Genomic DNA, 19,107 nt, shown 5'->3' on the forward strand with positions numbered 1-19,107 from the left:
TCGTTAGTGAGTAGCCCGACGGTGAAGGAGCGCCGCCGCAACAGGCTCTGGGCCAGGCTGTTCGGGCGAAAGCCAAGCCGCTGTGCCGTCTCGCGAATCCGCTCGCGCGTCTCGGCGGTCATCCGCCCCTGCCCGTTCAGCGCTTTTGAGGCCGTGGCGACGCTGACGCCGGCAACGGCGGCTACCTCTCGGAGCGTGACGGGCTTGGTGAAGACTGGCTGGGCGTCGGAAGCCATGATGTGCGCGGCGGATCCAAGTTGGAAAAAGGTTTTCTCTTATCGTCCTGCGAGGCGCCGACTGGTGAGATCAGCGGATGCGGCCGATTTGGGAAAAGGTTTTCTCAGTGAGATTAGGGGAAGGATGCCGGGATGGCAAGAGGAACAGCCTTGGTTTGGGCATGTCTAAGATTTCTTGCTAATTGCTGGATTTGGCAGCCCAGGAAGGATAGGCTTGGTTTTTGGTTCAAGCGATGGAACAGAGACTAGCCGCAATTCTGGCTGCCGATATGGCGGGCTACAGTCGGCTAATGGAGGCCGACGAATCCGGCACGCTCGCACGCCTTCGGACCCATCGCATAGAACTGGTCGATCCCGCCATCGCGAAGAACAAGGGCCGGATCATCAAGACCACCGGAGACGGCATGCTCGTTGAGTTCCAGAGCGTGACCGATGCCGTGAAATGCGCCGTGGAAATCCAACAGCGCATGAAGCGGCGCAATTCGGATGTGCCACAAGAACGGCGTATCGAATTCAGGATCGGCATAAATCTCGGCGACATCATTTTCGAAGATGAGGACATTTTCGGCGACGGCGTCAATATTGCCTCGCGCATCGAGCAACTCGCCGACGTCGGCGGTATCTGTGTGACCGCAGCGGTGGCGACCCAAATTGCCGACCGTCTCGAAATTGCCATGGAGGACCTGGGCGAGAAGACGTTAAAGAACATCAGCCGCCCGGTTCGCCTCTATCGCATTGGGCTTGACAGTCCTGTCCTGCCGGAAGTCGAGGCAAAGCGATCCATCTCGAAACCTTCGATAGTGGTGCTGCCATTCAACAACATGAGCGGCGACCCCGAGCAGGAATTTTTCGCGGACGGACTGACCGAGGACATCATCACCGAACTATCCCGCCATCATGAGCTGTTCGTCATCTCGCGCAATTCCGCCTTCGTCTACAAGAACCGCGCCGTGAATGTGCGCGAGGTGGCCGAGAAACTCGAAGTCCAATACCTGGTGGAGGGAAGCGTCCGCAAGATCGGCGACAGGGTGCGCGTGACGGTTCAGCTCATCGACACGACGAATGACGCTCATATTTGGGCAGACAAATATGACCGGAAGCTGGACGACATATTCGCGATTCAGGATGAGGTGACCGCGGCGATCGCAGCCACGCTGCCCGGTCGTGTCGAGGCGGCTCAGCGGGACCAGCTCGCGCGGGCGAAACCTGCAAACATGGCCGCCTATGAATGTGTGCTTGCTGCCAAGGTGCTGCATCACCGAAGCACGATTGCGGATAATGAACGCGCGCAGACCTTGATAGGCAGGGCCGTCGCGCTCGACCCCGATTATGCTCATGCCCATGCCTGGCGGGCCTGCATCCTTGGCCAGGCCTGGGTCCATAACTGGTGCGAAGACAGGGATGGCGTCTGGAACGACATCATGGCAGCGCTGGACAGGGCGCTCGCGCTGGACGACAACGATGCCGATGTCCACCGCATCCTCGCCGCAGTGAACGTGAACAACAATGAGCTGACCACAGCGCGCTACCATCAAGAGCGCGCCCTCGCCCTCAATCCCAATTACGACCTCGTGGTGGTGCAGCAAGGCGAGTTATTGACGTGGCTGGGGAGGCCGGAAGAGGGAATTGAATGGATCCGCAAGGCAATGCAGTTGAACCCGCACCACCCGGAGCGGTTCTGGAGCCATCTGGGGAAGGCGCATTTTGCCGCGCGCCAGTATGGCGAGGCGATCGAAGCTTTCATGCATCTGTCAACCATGGACTCGGTTCAGCACGCTTTCGCCGCTGCCTGCTACGGCTGGCTCGGCGACGAAATCGCGGCCGCGGCGCATCTAGGCAAGATCAGAACGCTCGATCCCCAATTCGACCTCGATTCATTTATCGCCACCCTGCACTATGCCCAGGAGTCTGATGTGCAGCACGTCCGCGAAGGACTGCTGAAAGCCGGTATTGCCGACCTGTAGCCAGCCCGCAACTACGAACCAGATCCAATCGGGGACAGGCAAAAAACCCGCCCGATGCGGACCTTGTGGCATGACCGAACGACCGGCGGCTTAGGGTCAGAGGCGGCCGTTCCACTCACCTGCCAACACGCTGCCACGCCGGCGGTGCTTCACTGCTTGAAGCAGTGGTCGCGGTGGCCGCTGGCCGCGAGGCGCTGGTCGTCCTCGACATTGCACAGAAACACCGAGACGCGCTTGTCGACCAGCGCATCCGAAACGCCCGACATGACCGGCAGCGAAAACCGGCCCCAGGCATCGTTGGTCAACAGCCCAACGGTGAAGGAACGCCGCCGCAACAGGCTCTGCGCCAGGCTGTTCGGACGAAAGCCAAGGCGCCGCGCCGTCTCGCGAATGCGCTCGCGCGTCTCGGCGGTCATCCGCCCCTGCCCGTTCAGCGCTTTTGAGGCCGTCGCCACGCTGACGCCGGCGGCCACCTCGCGGAGCGTGACCGGGGTGGTGAAGGCGAAGCTTGGTTCGGCGTCGGGGAGACAAGGGGTAGGTAGGAGGGAAGGCAAGAGGGGACAGCGGCGTTATGGGCGTGCTGCTCTGGTCTATGCGCCGCTAATATCAAGCCGTTCTGCGTCAGAGCGCAGGAAGGTCGCAAGATCGTCCAGAACCGACGCCACCGGCCGGCGAACAGGGCCTCTAAGCGCGCATTCCCAAACTACCGCCAATCGCCAGCCTTCGCTTTCCAGCTTCTGAAACGCTTCCCGATCTCTAGCTTGGGTCCGTGCGATCTTCTCTGACCAGAAAGCCGCGTTCGATCGCGGAGTGACGCCAAGTGAGCACTCATGGCCATGCCAGAAGCAACCGTGCACGAAGACGATTGCTCGCGCTCCGGGAAAAACGAGATCTGGCGTGCCAGGCAGACGTCGATCGTGCAGTCGGTACCGAAGGCCGAGCGCATGCAAACCCCGCCGGATGACCATCTCGGGGCCTGTATCGCGCGCCCGAATCCGCGACATGTTGAGGCGGCGCTGCTCTGACGTAAGAGGGTCGGCGCGCGTGGCTTGACGCCTTGCCATGGGATGTTAAGCAGCGGCAAAGCGGCTCAAGTGCCGCCGGCCCTGGCCTGCCACTTTTGCGAAAATCTCAGCGATTTCTCCTGCCACGGCCCGCGCCAGAAGGGGCGGCACCGCGTTACCGATCTGCCGAAACGCGGCGTTCATCGCGCCGCGAAATACGAAACCGTCGGGAAAAGACTGCAGCCGGGCCGCCTCTCGGACGGAAATGGTCCTCGCTTGGGCGCTGTCATAGTGTATGTGGCTGTAGCTGTCCTTGCCCAAGTGCGCCATCAAGGTCCGCGCTGGCAGATTTGGCTCCATCTTGCGCCACTTGTTCGGAAACTTACCAGTATCGTAGGGTGGCACGATCGATGCTCTGAGCGCTTTCCACGCGGCTGAGTCCCTACGAGGAGCAGAGTCGTTCTCAGACTTCAGCTTTGCCAGTGCCTCTTCGAACATTCTGACGGCTACGGCATGCGCCTCCGGATACTGGTCGCCCGGCCTCAGCCGCGCGAACAACTTCCAGTCGCGCGGCAGATATCGAATCACGTGGTCCAGTACGCCTGTGTTGTTCTCGAAATCAGGCCATTCTCGCATAAGGCGGGCATAGTCCGTCGGTGAAGAAGCCGGATACATCGCCACACGATCGAAACGTCGCACTCCCCGCCGGAGTTCGCCCCGAAGATGTCCGGTGATCACTGGAAGATCGCTGAGCGCCTGCGCGGCGGTCACCGCCGGCGTCAGATTTTCATTCGGCGGCTCAGCCGCCACGTATCCCTGAGCATCGCCAAGCAAATTGCCCTTCAGCAATTTGAGCGCCACTTGGCGACTTCCTGCATAGCCAGAGGGAAGCTGCATGAAATGCGTCGGCGAAGGGAACGAGACATCAACGCCCAACTCGTGCCGAACCGCGATTAGGATCATCCGCTCGCGCATCTGCGGGACGCCATAGAAGGCTGCGTTTAGCAAAGTGTAGCGTGTTACATAGCCGATCGACTCCAAGAATTCTCGAGTCTCCTCCGCGACATTCTGACCGCCATGGTTCAGGACGTCTGGGACATTCTCCATTACTAGGGCGAGAGGACGAAAGGCATGCACGAACTTGAGGTAGTCGAGATAGAGGCGGGCCCGAGTGTCCAGCCGAAATGCGTCAGGATGTTCCGCGACCTCGCGTAGCTTGGGGCGTCCAACCCGCGCGAAAGCTTGGCACGGGGGGCCGCCGACGAGGACGTCGATCGCGGCGTCGACCGGGCCTAAGTCTAATTCATCCGCCAAGGCTTCTGGCCTCAGCTTTGTAATGTCGCGCGGGCGTGCATGCCGCGGATCGCTGGGATGGAAATTGGCCCCATGCGAGGCTGCGGCAGTTGGATCGAACTCCACCGCCGCAGCAATCTCGAAGCCTTCTGCCTGGAATCCCAGAGATAGGCCCCCACAGCCTGAAAACAGGTCCAATACGCGAGGTCTGCCTCCACTTTGGAGACGTTCGATGCGCGTCAAGACTGAGGCATCCGCCACCTGGTTCAAGAACTGCGCTCCCCATATGCAGGGCGACGGTCGCGGCTATTCCGCGCGCAATGCAGATACCCGCGAACAAAGCGCGCAATTAAAGGCGACATCTTGCACCCGCGCATATAGTGGGCCGCCTTGGACAGACCTGCATCTTTCTGAGGCGTCAGCATTTGTACGCGGTTTGGTTCATCGATTCGGCTCCTGAAGCGCAAAGTCGGCCGTTAACCTCGCCTCGTCAACACAACTGCGCAAATCCACACAGGTGATCATTCTGTCGAGTAGGCTCTCTGATCCGAGGCTGATTCGAAATTTGGAAATGCGGACGGGTCGGAGAACTGAACAAGCCTTGATCTCATGTCGAACTTGTCAGCTTGACGCGTTCGACCGCACGGCCAAAGCAACGCGGCAGGTGATTTGTGGCTTACCGAGGATTGTGAAAATCGCATTCAATCGCCTATGGTGGGCTGAGGGGATGAATCGCTCGGCGGCATCTCCGGAGGGGCTAGATGAATTTCCTGATCCTGAGGGTGCTGCAGCACAGCGAGCTAGGCATGTTCCATGCCTATCGCCGCAACGGTCGCGAGGGATCACGACAGCGGGCGATCAACTTCGACAGCGACGTGGTTGATCGCGTCTTTCCCGCAGCTAACGACTACGATCGCATACCGCTCCTTCTTCGTTACGACACCGACGATGGTCCTCAAACCCTCGATCATTCACTGAAGCGTCAGGCCAAGAACTGGCGCTTTGAGGGCAATTGCCCCACCGATGAACTTTACGATTTCGTGGAACCCGGCTGTCTTTTCGCGATGGAAGTCGAAGCCGGTTCCTTCCCTGCGACCGGTGCCTGGGTCGTATTTTCAAAAGATGATCTGACGGCCCAGACTGTCCTCGCCGACGGCTCGACCTCAGGTCTATTGCGGGCCGGAATGATTGCGCTCGAGCCGGAGGAGAGCGTGCGAGTTCGCCGTCTTCTTTCTGTCGCTCGACCCGACATGTTCACGCCCTCTGCCAGCCGGGATACCTCCGCCATGACCGACACCTCGAATCCGACGTCGCCTGATGCCGCCCAGCCGTCGAACGGCAGACGGAAACTGCCGCCGAATGCCGAACGCCTCGTCGGCATGCTCGGTGATGCAGGCCATCGACTTCCGACGGCCGTTGCCGACATCGTCGACAATTCAATCGAGGCAGGAGCCACGGAGATCGATGTGATCTTCGATCCCCCTAACAACGGCCACGGCCGGTGGATGGTCATCCGCGACAACGGCACCGGCATGGATGCGGAGACACTTGACGAGGCGTTGCGTATTGGCAGCGACACCACCTATGGCGTTCGGAGCCTCGGTAAGTACGGCTATGGGCTGAAGGGGGCGTCCTGGTCGCAGGCCCGAGCTGTGACTGTGGTCACGAAGCAGGCCGGCCAGCCGCTGATCCACCTTGGCTGGGACAAGCAGGATATGGCGGATTTCTCGGTTATCGAAGCCCCACTGGAACCGTGGGAAGCGGAGGCTACGAAAATCCTTCAGAAGGGCACGGCAGTGCTGTGGAAGCATATGAAGACGCCACTGTCTGCGCCCTCGGCCAAAGGGGTTTCGCCCCACGTAGCGGAGATTCAGGAACTGACGCGGCACCTGGAACTTGTCTTTCATAGGTTTCTAGAAGGAGAGGCAAAAGGGCGCCCGCAACTCACCATCCGCATCAATGGAATTCCAATTGAGCCGAATGGCCCAGCCGGCCACCCGCTGGCGCAGCCGTTCGACTCCAAAGTCATTCGCGTGCCGCTCGAGATTGGACATGCAGATGTACGGGTGCAGCCCTTCCTGCTACCGACGGAGGATGAGTTGAAGAACTACCATGCCTCGAGTGGGCCGGCAGCCGGCCAGAAGGCCATCGATCGCATCGGCTATGGGGGGCGCCGCAATGAGACCCAGGGTTTGTTCATCTACCGCAACGATCGACTCATCAAATGGGGGGGCTGGCATGACATCTGGAAGACCAACGAAGAGAAGACAAAGTTAGCCCGTGTCGTAGTCGAGTTCGACAAGCTGCTCGACGAAGCCTTTCAGATCAATATCTCCAAGCAGGAGGTGTCGCTCCCGGGCTATCTTCAGGACCAGATTAAATCGCTAGCCGAACCCGTTCGCAAGGCAAGTTTCGCCAAATACGGTCGCAGATCCTCGCCCAAACCGACTCCCCCTACGCCTGCACCGACACAAGGGCTAGGCGCGGTTGTTCCAACCTCTACGGCGCCTCAGTCTGCCGGCGCCATGCAGGGCGGTTCGATCAACACCGGCTTCTCTGATCCGGCGCCTCAGTCGCCTGCTGTTCCGCCGATCACCATTCGTCCAGTGACCACGGCCAAGTTCGCCTGGAAGATCTCCGACGGCTTCAATGGCGACCGCGTCCTTCAAGTCAGTTCGGCCAGTTCGGCGTTGGTCGAACTCGCTCGGGCGGTTGAGTCGAACCCCGAGGCCACGGCGGCCCTTGCCGCCTTCCTTGAAGAGCTTGACCAAGTTGACGTGCAGCAAGCGCTCATCGAGGGTGCTGTCGGGGCGTGACTACAGTAAGATTCAGAGAGCTCCGGCCATCTATCCCTAGCTGGACAGACGATCTCCCCCCCGCGCCAAATGGCGCATGGGGTCGCCTGGAGCGTCGTCTAAGCGCGGGAGGCCGATGGCTGGCGGAACCCCTAGCGAGCCTTGCATCAGAATCCGCGCGGGTGCTGCGCCACCTGCCCGATCCTCGAAAGCCGGAGCCCTTTCAGGGACGCGGCTTGGTCGTCGGTTACGTCCAGAGCGGCAAAACGGCCAACTACACCGCCCTTTCGGCACGCGCCGTCGACGCCGGCTACCGCCTGATCATTGTCCTCTCTGGCATACACGACGCCCTTCGCAACCAGACTCAAGCTCGGCTCGAGCGTGAACTGGTCGGCCCGAGGGAGGGTGATGGCCCAGCTTGGATGGTACTCACGGGCGAGACCGAAGATTTCAGAGACCCGGGTGTCGATTTCCTTGCACAACCCGGCGTGTTCCTGATCGTGGCCAAGAAGATCGTCCCTGTTCTCGAGCGCTTGGACGCGTGGCTGAAGACGGCAGGTCCCCTGCTCGACGCCCTGCCCATGCTTCTGATCGATGATGAGGCCGATCAAGCGTCAATTAATACCCGCGGCAATCGCGCGCCGGACCCGTCGATGGATGACGAGGAGGAGGAACCGGCGCGAGGCCGCGACGGACCCACGCCCACTAACTCACTGATTCGTTCACTCCTCGGTCGTGCGACCAAAGCGGCCTATGTGGCCTACACAGCGACACCTTTCGCCAACATCCTTATCGATCCGTCCGCAACTGACCGAAGGGTCGGCGACGACCTGTTCCCCAGGGACTTTGCGCTGCAGCTGCCCCGACCCGAAGGCTATACGGGGACCGAAGAATTGTTCGGCGTTGGTGCGCAAGGGCGAGACGTCTTCCGCCGCGTCGCGGACGAAGACGTCAATCAACTGAAGCGAGCGGCACGGCGTCGATCAGCCGCGCCGGTGGTTGCTGGTCCCCAACAGGTGCTTTTGCCGGACTCGCTTGCCGATGCGTTGATCGCCTTCTGTCTGGCAGGGGCGATCCGCGAGCACCGGACCGGCTTGGCCGGCCAGCCTCACACCATGCTCGTTCACGTGAGTGCTCGCGTACGGGATCAGGAGCGCGTAGCGGAGGCAGTACGCAGCCAGCAGGCTCTCTGGCTGGAGGCCCTACGTCAAGGGCAGGACCTCCATGATTTGTTCCGCGAGCAACTTGATCTTTGTTTTCGAGGTGTTGAACTGCCCGCTGACCCTGCAGAAGTCGCCGCAGCAGCACTCGAGGTGCTAACGCGGCTCGATGTAGTCGAGCTCAACAGCGCCACCGGCGAAAACCTTGAGTATGATATGCGGCCAAATCGCCACGTGGTGGCCGTCGGCGGCAACCGCCTTTCGCGAGGTCTTACTCTGGAAGGGCTGACGATCTCCTACTTCCTTCGCACAGCCACTATGGCAGACACTCTGCTGCAGATGGCCCGCTGGTACGGTTTCCGCACGGACTATGAGGACCTAATCCGTATTTGGACCACTGATGGCATCGCCCATTGGTTCACGGAGCTGGCGCTTGTCGAGCAGTCCTTAAGAGATAGTCTGCAGGCCCTCTATCGCGCGGGCCGGCGGCCTTCGGAGATGGCGATCCGGCTCCGGGCCCACAGCGGCCTTCTGCTAACATCGCGCAACAAGTCCGGTATGGCGGAGACGCTCCAAGAGTCCTGGTCGGGCGAGCATCCCCAAACGGTCATCTTGCCTCTCAGGGATCCGGTGCGTCTGCAAGCCAATCGCCTCTTGGCGGACCGACTGGTCGCCATGGCGGCTCCCGGTCGGGAACTGTCCGGCGGCCGGATTTTCCGAGACCTGCCGCCAGAGATCGTCTGCGACTTCCTTAGGGCCTATCAGACCCATCCGGATACGATTGCTCTCAGGGGCGATGCTATTGCCGACTGGATCATGCAGCGTGTGACCGAAGGTGAGCTGACCGAGTGGTCCTTGTTTTTGGCAGGGGCGCAGGCGGGCGCGCCCATTAAGATCGGAGGTGTCTCCAACCGCCTTGTGACGCGCGCGCGAAACAGCGCGGAGAGTATCGGAATCCTAATCGACCCGCGTCACGAGGGCGTTGATTTGGCAGGGGGTGCCGACGCTTTCCGCCGTGCCTCTGGGAATTTTGACGCCGAAGCCATGCGCGCCGCTCGACCGAGTACGCAGGGATTGCTGCTCCTCTACCCGCTGAACCCTGTGCCGTTGGAGACGCCGGGTGTTGACGCGGTTATTGCTGTCGCGCTCAGCCTGCCGCAGACGTCGGACGGCCGATCGAACGCCATCGTCAATCGGGGCGTCGTCGCGTGAACAGCGAAGCTCTGATCGCAGCTTGGCGGGATCTGCGTGCTCGAAAACCCCCCGGCGAAGAGCTGAGCCCGACCACGGCAGTCACGCGCGACGATGAGGAGACCGGCCTGGAACTGGCGATCGACGCTGCTGGTGCGCTTCACTTGCTGGCCCCTGCAGCTGGTTCGCCCAACCGCGAACTGCCACCGGATTACAATGGCCTGCGACTGCGCCAAGCCCACCTGGGGGAGACAGAATGCCTCGACCTGCAGTCGCCGGCGGCGCACGAAGTTATGTTCGCCGCCCTCTGCGGCCAAGTCATCGAGGCCATCTACGGGGAGGGCCGCGACCCCTGGGCAGCCGCCGTATCGATCGTGCGCAGCTGGCAGTCCGCGTGGAAGCCGGTCCGCCAACCGATGTCTCGCAAAGAGCAGATTGGCTTAGTGGGTGAACTTCTGATGCTGCAGGTAGTATGGCTTCGGGCGCTGGGGCCTGACGCAGTCCACCTCTGGAGCGGGCCCGACAAAGAGCGTCATGATTTCGTCAGCGATCGGCTCCACATGGAGGTCAAAGCAACGACTCGCAGCCGTCATGAACACGAGATCTCGCGCGTGGATCAGTTGATCGCACCCCAAGGCCGCAGGCTGCTTTTCGCCTCAGTCCAGTTGGAGGAGTCGGCGGCTGGTGCCCAGTCGCTCGTCACTCTCATCGACGGCGTGATTGACGATATCCGCCGCGACGCGGCTGCCGTCGACGGCTTCATGACCCGACTGAACGCACTGAACTGGTCAGATGAAATGCGCCGCTCGCCGGACCTTGTGCGGTTTCACTTCAGGGATGTGCAGATCTTCGAAGTTGATGAGGAGTTTCCAGGCCTGCCCCAGAGCTTTCAGCTTCCGCCGGGCGTCCTTGCGATCCGTTACATTATAACCGTGGCTAACCTGCCTGTCTTGGATTCTGCCGAAGTCCTCGCCGATATTTCCGCTCTCGCGAATGGCCGAGTGTGAGGACGATCGCGCTATATTCTCCCGCTACGAAACCAACCAAACTTTCGCCGCCTCGACCAGCCTGAAGGCGCTCGACTGGAAACCGGCCGAGTTGCTGAAGGGCGCCTTGCCGGAAGCGGTCAGGACGCTGAAGCAAGGCAGCGGTGGCAACATCTATGTGCATGGCAGCCTGAGCGTCGCGCAGGAATTGCTGCGCCACGGCCTAGTCGACCGCATCAGGATGCTCAGCTATCCCGGCGCCGTCGGCCAGGGCAAGCCGCTGTTCCCGCCCGGCGAGAAAGTGCCGCTCGCGCTGATTTCGGCCACGCCATTCAGCAACGGCGTCGTGGCGCTTGAATATGCGCCGGTGAAGCGATGATAGGCGAAAGCGGCGAGGACGGCCGATCTCCCCCTTGAGGGGGGAGATGCCCGGCAGGGTCGAGGGGGGTCGGTTCGACCGAGCGCGGCCTGCTCTCTTGCGACAGTGGAGGTTGGCGCATTACGCAAGACGACCCTTTCGGCCTGCCGGCTTTCGTCGTTCGGAAAGCCAAGCAATTGGCTTTCCGTCCGCTTCGCGGACCACTCCTCAACCCCCTTGAGAGGGAGATCGGCAGCTTCGGCCTCGGCGCGTCAAGATCGCCCGCTTCGGCCATCAGCGCGGCGCCCCAACCTTACAGCGCCCGCCCTTCCCTGAACCCACCTTCTGCTTAGCCGCAATCAGCATCTCGACAAACCTGATCACCTTGGGCGGGCGGAAGCGCGCGGCGGGTAGAGCGTGTATCGGATGGACGCGCCGCGTTGTGCGGATCAGCAGCGTCGTTCCGAGGTAGCGCTCCAGCCGCGCCACCTGCTGGCTCACCACCGCCTTGGTGATGCCCAGCCGCTCGGCAGCCCGCGTGAAGGAGCCGGGATCGATCAAACCTCGAGTGATTGCCTGCTGGAACCGTCGGCGTCGCTGGGGTGTTGGCACGGAGGAGATCCAGAACCGATGCCGCAGATCGCAAACAATGCCGCCGCCGAACGACCCGTCCGAAGCAACGTAAAGCTGTTCCTGTGCGGCGACGTGATGCTCGGGCGCGGCATCGACCAGATCCTCGCCAATCCAGGCGATCCGCACCTCTGCGAGCGCTATGTCAAATCGGCGACGACCTATGTCGAGCTTGCCGAACGCATCAACGGCCCGATCCCGAGAAAGGTCGACGATGCGTATGTGTGGGGCGATGCGCTCGCCGAACTGGACCGTGAAGCGCCCGACGCGCGGATCATCAATCTCGAGACCAGCATCACCACCAGCCTGGCTTCGGCGCCCAAGGGGATCAATTACAAAATGAACCCCGCAAACATCGGCTGCCTGGCGGCGGCGCGGGTAAGCTGCTGCGTGCTCGCCAACAACCATGTGCTCGACTGGGATGAGCCTGGCCTCGTCGAAACCCTCGATACGCTCCGGCATGCCGGCCTCGCCTATGCCGGGGCCGGGCTTGACGCGGACGAGGCGGCGGCGCCTGCCGTAATCGAACTGACCGGCGGAGGCCGCGTGCTCGTCTTTGGCTTCGCGCTCGAGACCAGCGGCGTTCCAGCTTCATGGGCAGCCGGAACCTACAAGCCAGGGGTCAACCTGCTGGCCTCGGCCCGGTCGCTCGCGCCGATCGCCCGATCCGTGGAGGTCATAAAACAGCCTGGCGACCTCGCGGTGGCCTCGATCCACTGGGGCGGCAACTGGGGCTACAAAGTCCCCGCGGAAAAACGCGCGCTTGCTCATGCTCTCATCGACGTTGCAGGTTTCGACGTCGTGCATGGGCACTCCTCCCACCATCCCAAGCCGATCGAAATCCATGACGGCCGGCTGATCCTCTACGGGTGCGGCGACTTCCTCACCGACTATGAGGGAATCACGGGCTACAAAACCTTTCGCGGTGAGCTTGCGCTGATGTACCTGCCGCGGCTCGCTATGCCTGAGGGCAGGCTTCTTTCGCTCGAGCTGGTGCCGTTCGAGCTCGCCAAGTTCCGGCTAAACCGCGCCGCGCCCGAAGATGCCGCCTGGCTCGCGGCCATGCTTGAGCGTGAGAGCTCGCCCTTCGGCACGCATGTGGCGCTCGATGACCGTCTCACTATCCTATGGTGAAGCTGGCAGCCTGCGATACTCTAGCGTTCAAGCCGCTCAGGCCGTCCTCGGCCAAGCGCACCGTCAGCGCGGGCCTGCAGATAGGCGTAGATGTCGTCGATGTAAGGAGCGACGTTGGGGTCGTCGGCGAAGCCCTTCATCACTGAAGGGCCGCTGCGCACGCCGTCGCGAACGCTGCGCCGGAAGACCTCGATGCCGGGCAGCCGGTCGACAAGGGCCGAGGCGAACGTCGAGCCCATGCCGTCGGGACCATGGCAGTGATTGCAGCTGCCATGGTAGCGACGGAAGCCATTATAAGTCCGCGCATCGACCTTGTTGCCGACAATTTCGTAGAACTTGCCTGAGGCCAGCTCGGCTTGCGAAGACGCGGCGAAGCCGGCGGCGACGGTAAAGACGACGACAGACGGGAGGACGAGCCACAGGGACATCGTCTGTCGCCCACGTTGCAGGCTCATCCAGCGCCGTCGCAACGCGCATGCCCCCGGCTCACTCGACCTTGGATCACTCGACCTTGCATCACTAGACGGCGGTCATCAGTCGACCGCGGGCTTCGGAGAAGAAACCACGATGCCGTCTATCGGTTGTGGGCTGACGACGAGCTTGCCGCCGACACGGGATATCTCGATGACCTGGTCCGACTCTCCCAACTTGCCCGGCACGGAGACCGCGACTATCTGGTTCTCGGTCAGTGTCGCCACGAAACGCACGGGCAAGCCAGCCTCGCCCTGCGCGATTGTGGTGACCACCCGATAGCCGTCCTCCTGAGGCGTATAGTAGACGACACCAAGGAAGCCGGCGAGATCGATGCTTTCAGCCTTCATGGCTCCAAGCTCGTCGGCATGCGCGGGCATCGCCGCCATGCAAAGTGCCGCAAAAGCAATGTATCTGTACATAATGCTGCTCCATCCCGAATTGTCCGGGTCGAGCCCGGCTTAACGTTTCAGCAATAGGCGGTCGCGCGCCGTGATAGTCGGCGCACGCAGGCAGAATTCTTGATTAGGCCCCCCGGCTGAATCACAGTGGCGAAGGTCCGCGAGCCAGGAACGCGCTGAACCGCACTGGTTGTCACAGTTAACTGTGACCTTGTCTTCTGGGGCGCGAGTATTTCACCGCCCAGGTGCTTGCGCATCCCCTGTTTGGGGGAGATAATCGGAATTTAAGCGATCGCTAAAATTTGGAGAGGCGAGAGCACCTGCGAGAGCGCGCTGCTTTCCGCGTCGGACGCGCTGTCGACATGCGGGGGGCGCCGATGGCCAAGGCATTGTCGCATCATGACCTGTCGAAGCTGATCGGCTCGATCTACGATTGCGCACTCGACCCGGGGCGATGGGAGCACGCGCTGGCTGGGATCAGGGATGCGCTCGATGCCCAGACTGCGGTCCTGCACCTTGACGATCTCGCCAACGACCGGCTGCTGATCTACAGGACCGTGGGAATAGAGCCATACTGGCTGGAGCAACAGGCAAAATATATCCCCGAGATCCACGCCCGGCTGCTTGAGGATCTCTCGACATGGCCTTCGCTCGATATGCCGCATGTGGTCTCACGCCATATTCCTCAAACCTACCTGGAGACCTCCCGATATTTTCAGGAGTGCCTGAAGCCGCAAGGCCTGGTCGACGTCATGTCGTTCTTCCTGATCCACACCCCTACCCGTCTTGCCGGCTTCGCCGTTGCCCGACACAAGCGGCAAGGCATTATCACCGAGCGCGAAATCAAGCTTGGCAGACTGTTGCTGCCGCATGTGCGCCGTTCGGTGATAATCAGCAACATGCTGGACATCGGCACTGTCGAGCGCGCAGGAATGGCCGAGGCGCTTGATGCGCTCACATGCGCCGTGGTCCTCACCAATGAACGTGGCGCCGTCCTGCACGCCAACCGCTCGGCCAAGCACATGCTGCGCAGCGGCGGCCCGATCCAGAATGTCCGGGGCATTCTGCAAGCGAAGATCCCGTCGGCTTCCAGGGAGCTTCACAGCGCCATCATGCTTGCGGCTCAGGATGAGGTCAGCATCGGCAAGACAGGGCTTGCCGTCCTCCTCAGCGAATCCGGCCTGCCGCCCGTCTTCGCCCGCGTGCTGCCGATGGCCGGCGGCGACCTGCGCGCCGGCATTGAACCCGCGGCGGTAGCCGCGGTGTTCATCGGCAATGCACCGGACGAGCATGACGCCGCCGGAATGCTGGCGAGAGCCTTTGGGCTTACGCTGGCCGAAACCCGTGTGCTCGCCAGCCTTGTGGCCGGGCACACCCTGGCCGAGACCGCCGCCAGCCTTCATATTGCCAACGCGACCGCCAAGACGCATCTCGACAATATCTTCCAGAAGACCGGCGCCTCCCGTCAGGCCGATCTGATGCGCCTTGTCATGCAGATCGTTCCGCCCGCGGGGCAGCCTGGTCCCTGATCACACTCATCCTGCCGGGCGTTGGCGGCCCGCCGCCGCTCGTCATCCCGCGGACCACCAGGACCATTTCCGTCAGGCGATAGCGGCGAACTTTTCCACCAGCTTTGTCGGACCGGATACGATCAGCAGATCGCCGAGCTCTATGACGGTTTCCGGGGTGGCGTAGGTGAAGTCGGTCCGCGGCCGTTTCACGCCGACGACGGTGACGCCGTACTTGCTCCTTACGCCGGACTCCGCCAGCGTCTTGCCGACAGCCTCTCGCGGCGTCCTCGTCTTCACGATGGCGAAGCCGTCGTCAAATTCGATGAAGTCGATCATCTTGCCGGTTACGAGATGCGCCACACGCTCGCCCATAGCGGCCTCCGGATAGACGACATGGTGCGCGCCCGTCCGCTCCAGGATACGACCGTGGTTCGTATTCACGGCCTTCGCCCAGATGTCCGGTACACCGAGCTCGGCGAGCGCCAGAACAGTCAGGACGCTGGCTTCGATATCAGTCCCAATCCCGACCACGACATGGCGGAAATCCTGTACGCCGAGACGCCGCAGGACGTCGGCATTGGAGCTGTCGGCTTCCACCACATGGGTGAGCTGGCTTGCCCAGCTCTGGACGAGTTCAGCGCTCTCGTCGATGGCCAGAACATCGTGACCGAGACTGACGAGGGACTGGGCAACGGCGCCGCCGAAGCGGCCGAGGCCGATGACGACGACGCCGTCACCGTGGGGTGTTCTGCTTTTAGCCAACGATTGGGCGCTCCTCTGGATAGCGGAATGGTTCATTGCGTTCTCGCAGCGCGAGCGCGCTCGCGATGGTGATCGTGCCGACGCGTCCGACGAACATCAGTACAATGATGACCAGTTGCCCGGCAGGAGGCAAATCTGCGGTGATCCCGGTGGAAAGGCCGACGGTCCCGAACGCCGATATCACCTCGAACAGCACATGCTGGAGCGCGAAGCTCGTCACGCTGAGGAGGATAAGCACCCCGCCGCCGACCGCTCCGACCGCCAGCAAGACGATCGTCAGCGCCTGGCGCTGGACAGCCGAACCGATGCGGCGACGGAATGCGGTTGAATCCGTCTGGCCGCGGATCTCAGCCCAGACCACAAAGCCCAGAAGGAAGAAGGTGGTGACCTTGATCCCGCCCGCCGTGCCGGCGCTGCCGCCCCCAATCAGCATCAAGGCGTAGGTGACCGCCAGCGTCTCGATCCGCATGCCTGCGATATCGATGCTGTTAAAGCCCGCGGTTCGCGCCATCACCGAGTGCGTGCCGGCGTTCAGCAGCTTTCCGGGCCATTCGAAAAGGCCGAGTGTCGCAGGATTGCTCCATTCGTACGCAGCCGTCGCGACCAGGCCAGCAATCAGCAGGAAAGCGGTCCCGAAGAGCGTGATCTTGGTGTGGATCGACCATCGTGCGGGGTGACGCATTCCATAGCGAAGTTCAAAAATCACGGGAAATCCCAGGCCGCCGATCACGACGGCGGTCATGATCGGAATGAGCACGATCGGGTCGAGCGCGAAGCCGGAGAGGCTGTCGGAATAGGTGGAGAAGCCCGCATTGTTGAAGGCGGAAACCGCCTGAAAAAGGCCGTGCCAGAGGGCGTCGCTCCACCCGTAGTCGTAAGCGTAGCGCAAGCGCCAGGCAAGCACGGCGGTGGTCAGCATCTCGATGGTCACCGTGACCAGCAGGATGAGCCGCAGGATTGCCGCGACATCGCCGAGCATCAGGCTCTTTGTCTCGGCTTGAGCGACCAGGCGGCGGCTGAGTTTCAGCTTCCGGGTCACCAGGAGCCCCAGCAGCGTCGCGCCGGTCATGATGCCGAAGCCGCCGATCTGGAAAAGCACAAGAATGACACCTTGGCCGAATCCGGACCAGTAAGTGGGTGTATCCTGAACGATCAGCCCGGTAACGCAGACGGCCGAGGCGGCCGTGAACAGGGCTGTCAGCAGTGGGGCGCCTCCCGGGTCCGCACGGGAGATCGGCAGCATCAGCAATGCCGTGCCCGCAAGGATGACAAACAGGAAAGCCAATGGCACCAGTCGAACGGGATGCTGTATCGATCGTCGCAAACGCCACCCTTGTTGTTTGCCCCTGAACGAGGTGAAGCCACCGCTCTACAGCACACCGCCCGACATTGGTCCACCCTCGAAGCGGCTCAATCGCCCGGCGCCCGCCAAAACGCACGGATAGCGGCGCCAAAGTCTTGCGACACCAGGGATACAGTCACCGCCTTGGATACAGGTATCCCACGCCGCGGATCGTCTTGATCAGTTCCGGCTTGGCCGGGTCCTTTTCGAGCCGGCGGCGCAGCCGGGTGATGCGGCTGTCGATGCTGCGGTCGAACGGTTCGTCGCCCCTGGGCGGCGCCAGGTCGAGCAATTCGTCGCGACCAATGACCTGGCCAGCCCGGGTGGCGAAGGCCGCCACCAGATCGAGCTCCATCGGCGTCAGCGGAATGGCCACGCCGTCGGCGTCGATGAGGTTTCTCGCGCGAGCGTCGAATACATAGGTTCCGAAGGCGAATTGCCCGGCCGGCAAAGCGTCGGCATTGTCCGATTCCTTCGGCCTGCGCCTGCGCAGCACCGCGGCGATCCGCGCTTCCAGCTCGACCGGTGCAAAGGGCTTTGCCAGATAGTCGTCGGCACCGATCTCGAGGCCCGCCACCCTGTCGAACACCGAATCGGCACCCGTCAGCATCAGGATGCCGGTGTCGTGATGCTCACGCAGCCAGCGGGCCAGGCTAAAGCCGTTCTCGCCCGGCATGTTGAGGTCGAGAACGACAAGATCGGCCTTGGCCGCCGCGATCGCCTCACGCATTCCGGCACCACCGGATGCCGTGCGAATGCGGTAGCCTTTCGCCTGCAAATAGTCGGCGATCATGAACGCCACGTCGGTCTCGTCGTCCACGATAATGATGTCGGCCATGCGTTCCCCCGCGGCGAGCGACGGCGCAAACCTACAGGGCGCATTCACTCCGGGTCAATCGCAAGGGCAACCCCATCTGCTGGCGATTTCGGGCGGGTTCGACACAATTGAAACAATAGAAGCCGGGAAATCGGTCGTACGGCATCATCGTGAAACATCCTTGCGGTTATGTTCAACGACGTCGGGCAGAAGGCCGGGCAGGCCGGCTTGACAGGCCGTGGGCCTTTCAGTCCACTGGCCGCACGGGAACAGCAACCGTCGTGACGGCGCATCCGTCTGTGGAGACCTCGCCGTGCCGACCTCCTCGAAGCTGTCCAGGCATTACGCATTGTTGATGGCGGCCTGCGTTTTGCCGCTTCTCGTGCTTGTCGCCGGCATCGGCTTCTATCAGTCCTACGCCCTGCAGCAGTCGTTTTTTCCCTATGCGCTCATCTTGGCCGGGGTGCTTGTCTCGGTATTCGCTTTGCACGGCGTGCTTCTGAGGGAGCTCGTCGGCCCGGCGATCTCGCTTGTCGACCACGTACGCTCCGGCGCCGCCGGCGAAACCACCGGCGCACCCCAGGCCGCCATCAAAAGCTCGGCGCTTTGGCAGCCCTGGATCGACATGGCTTCGAGCATCTTCGCCGAAAACCGCGCTGCCTTGCGCGAACTGGCCGACAGCGAACAGCGCTACCGCAATGTAGTCGAGGCACAGACGGAATATATCATCCGGTTCGCGCCGGATGGGCGCATGAGCTTTGTCAATGACGCCTACTGCCGTCTTGTCGGCAAGACGCGCGCAGAGCTGCTGAGCCCGGACTGGCATTATTTCAACTCGTTTTCCCCCGATTTCGGCAGCTTCGATGAGGTCATCGGTCAAATGACCCCCGAACGGCCCGTTTGCGAGGCGGAAAAAGTCGGCGCCCTCACCGATGGGCGCGAGCTCCACCATCATTGGACCGATCACGGCATCTTCGACGACAGCGGCAAGCTCGTCGAAATACAGTCCGTCGGACGCGATATAGCCGAACAGAAACTCGCCCGTCAGGCAC

16 protein-coding genes and 2 pseudogenes are annotated in these 19,107 nt (G+C 62.0%); 8 read left to right on the forward strand and 10 right to left on the reverse strand.

Features of this window, described 5'->3' with window-relative positions:
* Positions 1 to 236: LacI family DNA-binding transcriptional regulator (locus tag EOA78_RS29545; RefSeq protein ID WP_164783997.1), on the reverse strand; the 236-nt coding region annotated here is incomplete at its 3' end.
* Positions 237 to 469: 233 nt separating this feature from the next.
* Here EOA78_RS29545 and EOA78_RS29550 point away from each other — a divergent pair.
* The gene (locus tag EOA78_RS29550) at positions 470 to 2,200 is read left to right on the forward strand and encodes an adenylate/guanylate cyclase domain-containing protein (protein ID WP_127318597.1); all 1,731 of its coding nucleotides are present in this window, start codon (positions 470 to 472) and stop codon (positions 2,198 to 2,200) included.
* A gap of 188 nt (positions 2,201 to 2,388) precedes the next feature.
* Here EOA78_RS29550 and EOA78_RS29555 read toward each other — a convergent pair.
* The 3 genes and pseudogenes from EOA78_RS29555 to EOA78_RS29565 all read right to left on the reverse strand — a co-directional run.
* A pseudogene (locus tag EOA78_RS29555) lies at positions 2,389 to 2,673 on the reverse strand (LacI family DNA-binding transcriptional regulator); the annotation flags it as partial.
* A 117-nt stretch (positions 2,674 to 2,790) separates the two neighbouring features.
* Positions 2,791 to 3,264, reverse strand: coding sequence for a very short patch repair endonuclease (locus tag EOA78_RS29560; RefSeq protein ID WP_127318599.1), 474 nt, complete (start codon positions 3,262 to 3,264; stop codon positions 2,791 to 2,793).
* 6 nt (positions 3,265 to 3,270) lie between these two features.
* Positions 3,271 to 4,758: a DNA cytosine methyltransferase gene (locus EOA78_RS29565; RefSeq protein ID WP_127318621.1), complete on the reverse strand. Its 1,488-nt coding sequence runs from the start codon at positions 4,756 to 4,758 to the stop codon at positions 3,271 to 3,273.
* Positions 4,759 to 5,258: 500 nt separating this feature from the next.
* Here EOA78_RS29565 and EOA78_RS29570 point away from each other — a divergent pair, with 500 nt between their 5' ends.
* The 4 genes from EOA78_RS29570 (at position 5,259) to EOA78_RS29585 (ending at position 11,008) form a co-directional block, all read left to right on the forward strand.
* On the forward strand, positions 5,259 to 7,313 hold the full coding sequence (locus tag EOA78_RS29570) for an ATP-binding protein (protein ID WP_127318601.1): 2,055 nt from the start codon (positions 5,259 to 5,261) through the stop codon (positions 7,311 to 7,313).
* Positions 7,314 to 7,528: 215 nt separating this feature from the next.
* On the forward strand, positions 7,529 to 9,664 hold the full coding sequence (locus tag EOA78_RS29575; protein ID WP_245477821.1) for a Z1 domain-containing protein: 2,136 nt from the start codon (positions 7,529 to 7,531) through the stop codon (positions 9,662 to 9,664).
* Entirely contained in the window at positions 9,661 to 10,650 is a 990-nt protein-coding gene (locus EOA78_RS29580; RefSeq protein ID WP_206533528.1) for a PD-(D/E)XK motif protein, read from the forward strand. The genes EOA78_RS29575 and EOA78_RS29580 overlap by 4 nt, the downstream gene beginning before the upstream one ends.
* Positions 10,637 to 11,008 (forward strand): dihydrofolate reductase family protein, encoded by a 372-nt coding sequence (locus tag EOA78_RS29585; protein WP_245477823.1) that lies wholly within the window; start codon positions 10,637 to 10,639, stop codon positions 11,006 to 11,008. The genes EOA78_RS29580 and EOA78_RS29585 overlap by 14 nt, the downstream gene beginning before the upstream one ends.
* 402 nt (positions 11,009 to 11,410) lie before the next feature.
* Here the strand turns inward: EOA78_RS29585 and EOA78_RS29590 are convergent.
* Positions 11,411 to 11,560 (reverse strand): annotated as a pseudogene (locus EOA78_RS29590) (LysR family transcriptional regulator); the annotation flags it as partial.
* A 57-nt stretch (positions 11,561 to 11,617) separates the two neighbouring features.
* Between EOA78_RS29590 and EOA78_RS29595 the strand changes: the two are divergent.
* Positions 11,618 to 12,751: a CapA family protein gene (locus EOA78_RS29595; RefSeq protein WP_127318605.1), complete on the forward strand. Its 1,134-nt coding sequence runs from the start codon at positions 11,618 to 11,620 to the stop codon at positions 12,749 to 12,751.
* Between the two features lie 20 nt (positions 12,752 to 12,771).
* Here the strand turns inward: EOA78_RS29595 and EOA78_RS29600 are convergent, their stop codons facing one another.
* Both EOA78_RS29600 and EOA78_RS29605 read right to left on the reverse strand, forming a co-directional pair.
* Entirely contained in the window at positions 12,772 to 13,179 is a 408-nt protein-coding gene (locus tag EOA78_RS29600) for a c-type cytochrome (RefSeq protein WP_127318607.1), read from the reverse strand.
* 105 nt (positions 13,180 to 13,284) lie between these two features.
* The gene (locus tag EOA78_RS29605) at positions 13,285 to 13,644 is read right to left on the reverse strand and encodes a hypothetical protein (RefSeq protein ID WP_127318609.1); all 360 of its coding nucleotides are present in this window, start codon (positions 13,642 to 13,644) and stop codon (positions 13,285 to 13,287) included.
* Between the two features lie 356 nt (positions 13,645 to 14,000).
* On the opposite strand from EOA78_RS29605, the gene EOA78_RS29610 reads away from it, so the two are divergent.
* Positions 14,001 to 15,152, forward strand: a complete 1,152-nt coding sequence (locus tag EOA78_RS29610; RefSeq protein ID WP_164783998.1) for a helix-turn-helix transcriptional regulator — start codon at positions 14,001 to 14,003, stop codon at positions 15,150 to 15,152.
* Positions 15,153 to 15,224: 72 nt separating this feature from the next.
* On the opposite strand, the gene EOA78_RS29615 is transcribed toward EOA78_RS29610, so the two are convergent.
* The 3 genes from EOA78_RS29615 to EOA78_RS29625 all read right to left on the reverse strand — a co-directional run bounded on the left by EOA78_RS29615 (position 15,225) and on the right by EOA78_RS29625 (position 18,076).
* On the reverse strand, positions 15,225 to 15,896 hold the full coding sequence (locus tag EOA78_RS29615) for a TrkA family potassium uptake protein (protein ID WP_206533529.1): 672 nt from the start codon (positions 15,894 to 15,896) through the stop codon (positions 15,225 to 15,227).
* Entirely contained in the window at positions 15,889 to 17,139 is a 1,251-nt protein-coding gene (locus EOA78_RS29620; protein WP_245477825.1) for a potassium transporter TrkG, read from the reverse strand. The genes EOA78_RS29615 and EOA78_RS29620 overlap by 8 nt, the downstream gene beginning before the upstream one ends.
* Before the next feature lie 235 nt (positions 17,140 to 17,374).
* A complete protein-coding gene (locus EOA78_RS29625) occupies positions 17,375 to 18,076 on the reverse strand; it encodes a response regulator transcription factor (protein ID WP_127318617.1) in 702 nt (233 codons plus the stop codon).
* Between the two features lie 292 nt (positions 18,077 to 18,368).
* Between EOA78_RS29625 and EOA78_RS29630 the strand changes: the two genes are divergently transcribed.
* Positions 18,369 to 19,107: PAS domain-containing protein (locus EOA78_RS29630; protein WP_127318619.1), on the forward strand; the 739-nt coding region annotated here is incomplete at its 3' end.

This window comes from Mesorhizobium sp. M5C.F.Cr.IN.023.01.1.1, from assembly GCF_003997585.1.
GTDB classification, from domain to species: Bacteria; Pseudomonadota; Alphaproteobacteria; order Rhizobiales; family Rhizobiaceae; genus Mesorhizobium; species Mesorhizobium wenxiniae.

Coding starts and splice junctions, on each gene's coding strand:
- EOA78_RS29550 (WP_127318597.1), top strand. CDS start 470: ATGGAACAGAGACTAGCCGCAATTCTGGCTGCCGATATGGCGGGCTAC.
- EOA78_RS29560 (WP_127318599.1), bottom strand. CDS start 3,264: ATGGCAAGGCGTCAAGCCACGCGCGCCGACCCTCTTACGTCAGAGCAG.
- EOA78_RS29570 (WP_127318601.1), top strand. CDS start 5,259: ATGAATTTCCTGATCCTGAGGGTGCTGCAGCACAGCGAGCTAGGCATG.
- EOA78_RS29585 (WP_245477823.1), top strand. CDS start 10,637: ATGGCCGAGTGTGAGGACGATCGCGCTATATTCTCCCGCTACGAAACC.
- EOA78_RS29595 (WP_127318605.1), top strand. CDS start 11,618: ATGCCGCAGATCGCAAACAATGCCGCCGCCGAACGACCCGTCCGAAGC.
- EOA78_RS29600 (WP_127318607.1), bottom strand. CDS start 13,179: ATGTCCCTGTGGCTCGTCCTCCCGTCTGTCGTCGTCTTTACCGTCGCC.
- EOA78_RS29605 (WP_127318609.1), bottom strand. CDS start 13,644: ATGTACAGATACATTGCTTTTGCGGCACTTTGCATGGCGGCGATGCCC.
- EOA78_RS29610 (WP_164783998.1), top strand. CDS start 14,001: ATGGCCAAGGCATTGTCGCATCATGACCTGTCGAAGCTGATCGGCTCG.
- EOA78_RS29620 (WP_245477825.1), bottom strand. CDS start 17,139: ATGCTGCCGATCTCCCGTGCGGACCCGGGAGGCGCCCCACTGCTGACA.
- EOA78_RS29625 (WP_127318617.1), bottom strand. CDS start 18,076: ATGGCCGACATCATTATCGTGGACGACGAGACCGACGTGGCGTTCATG.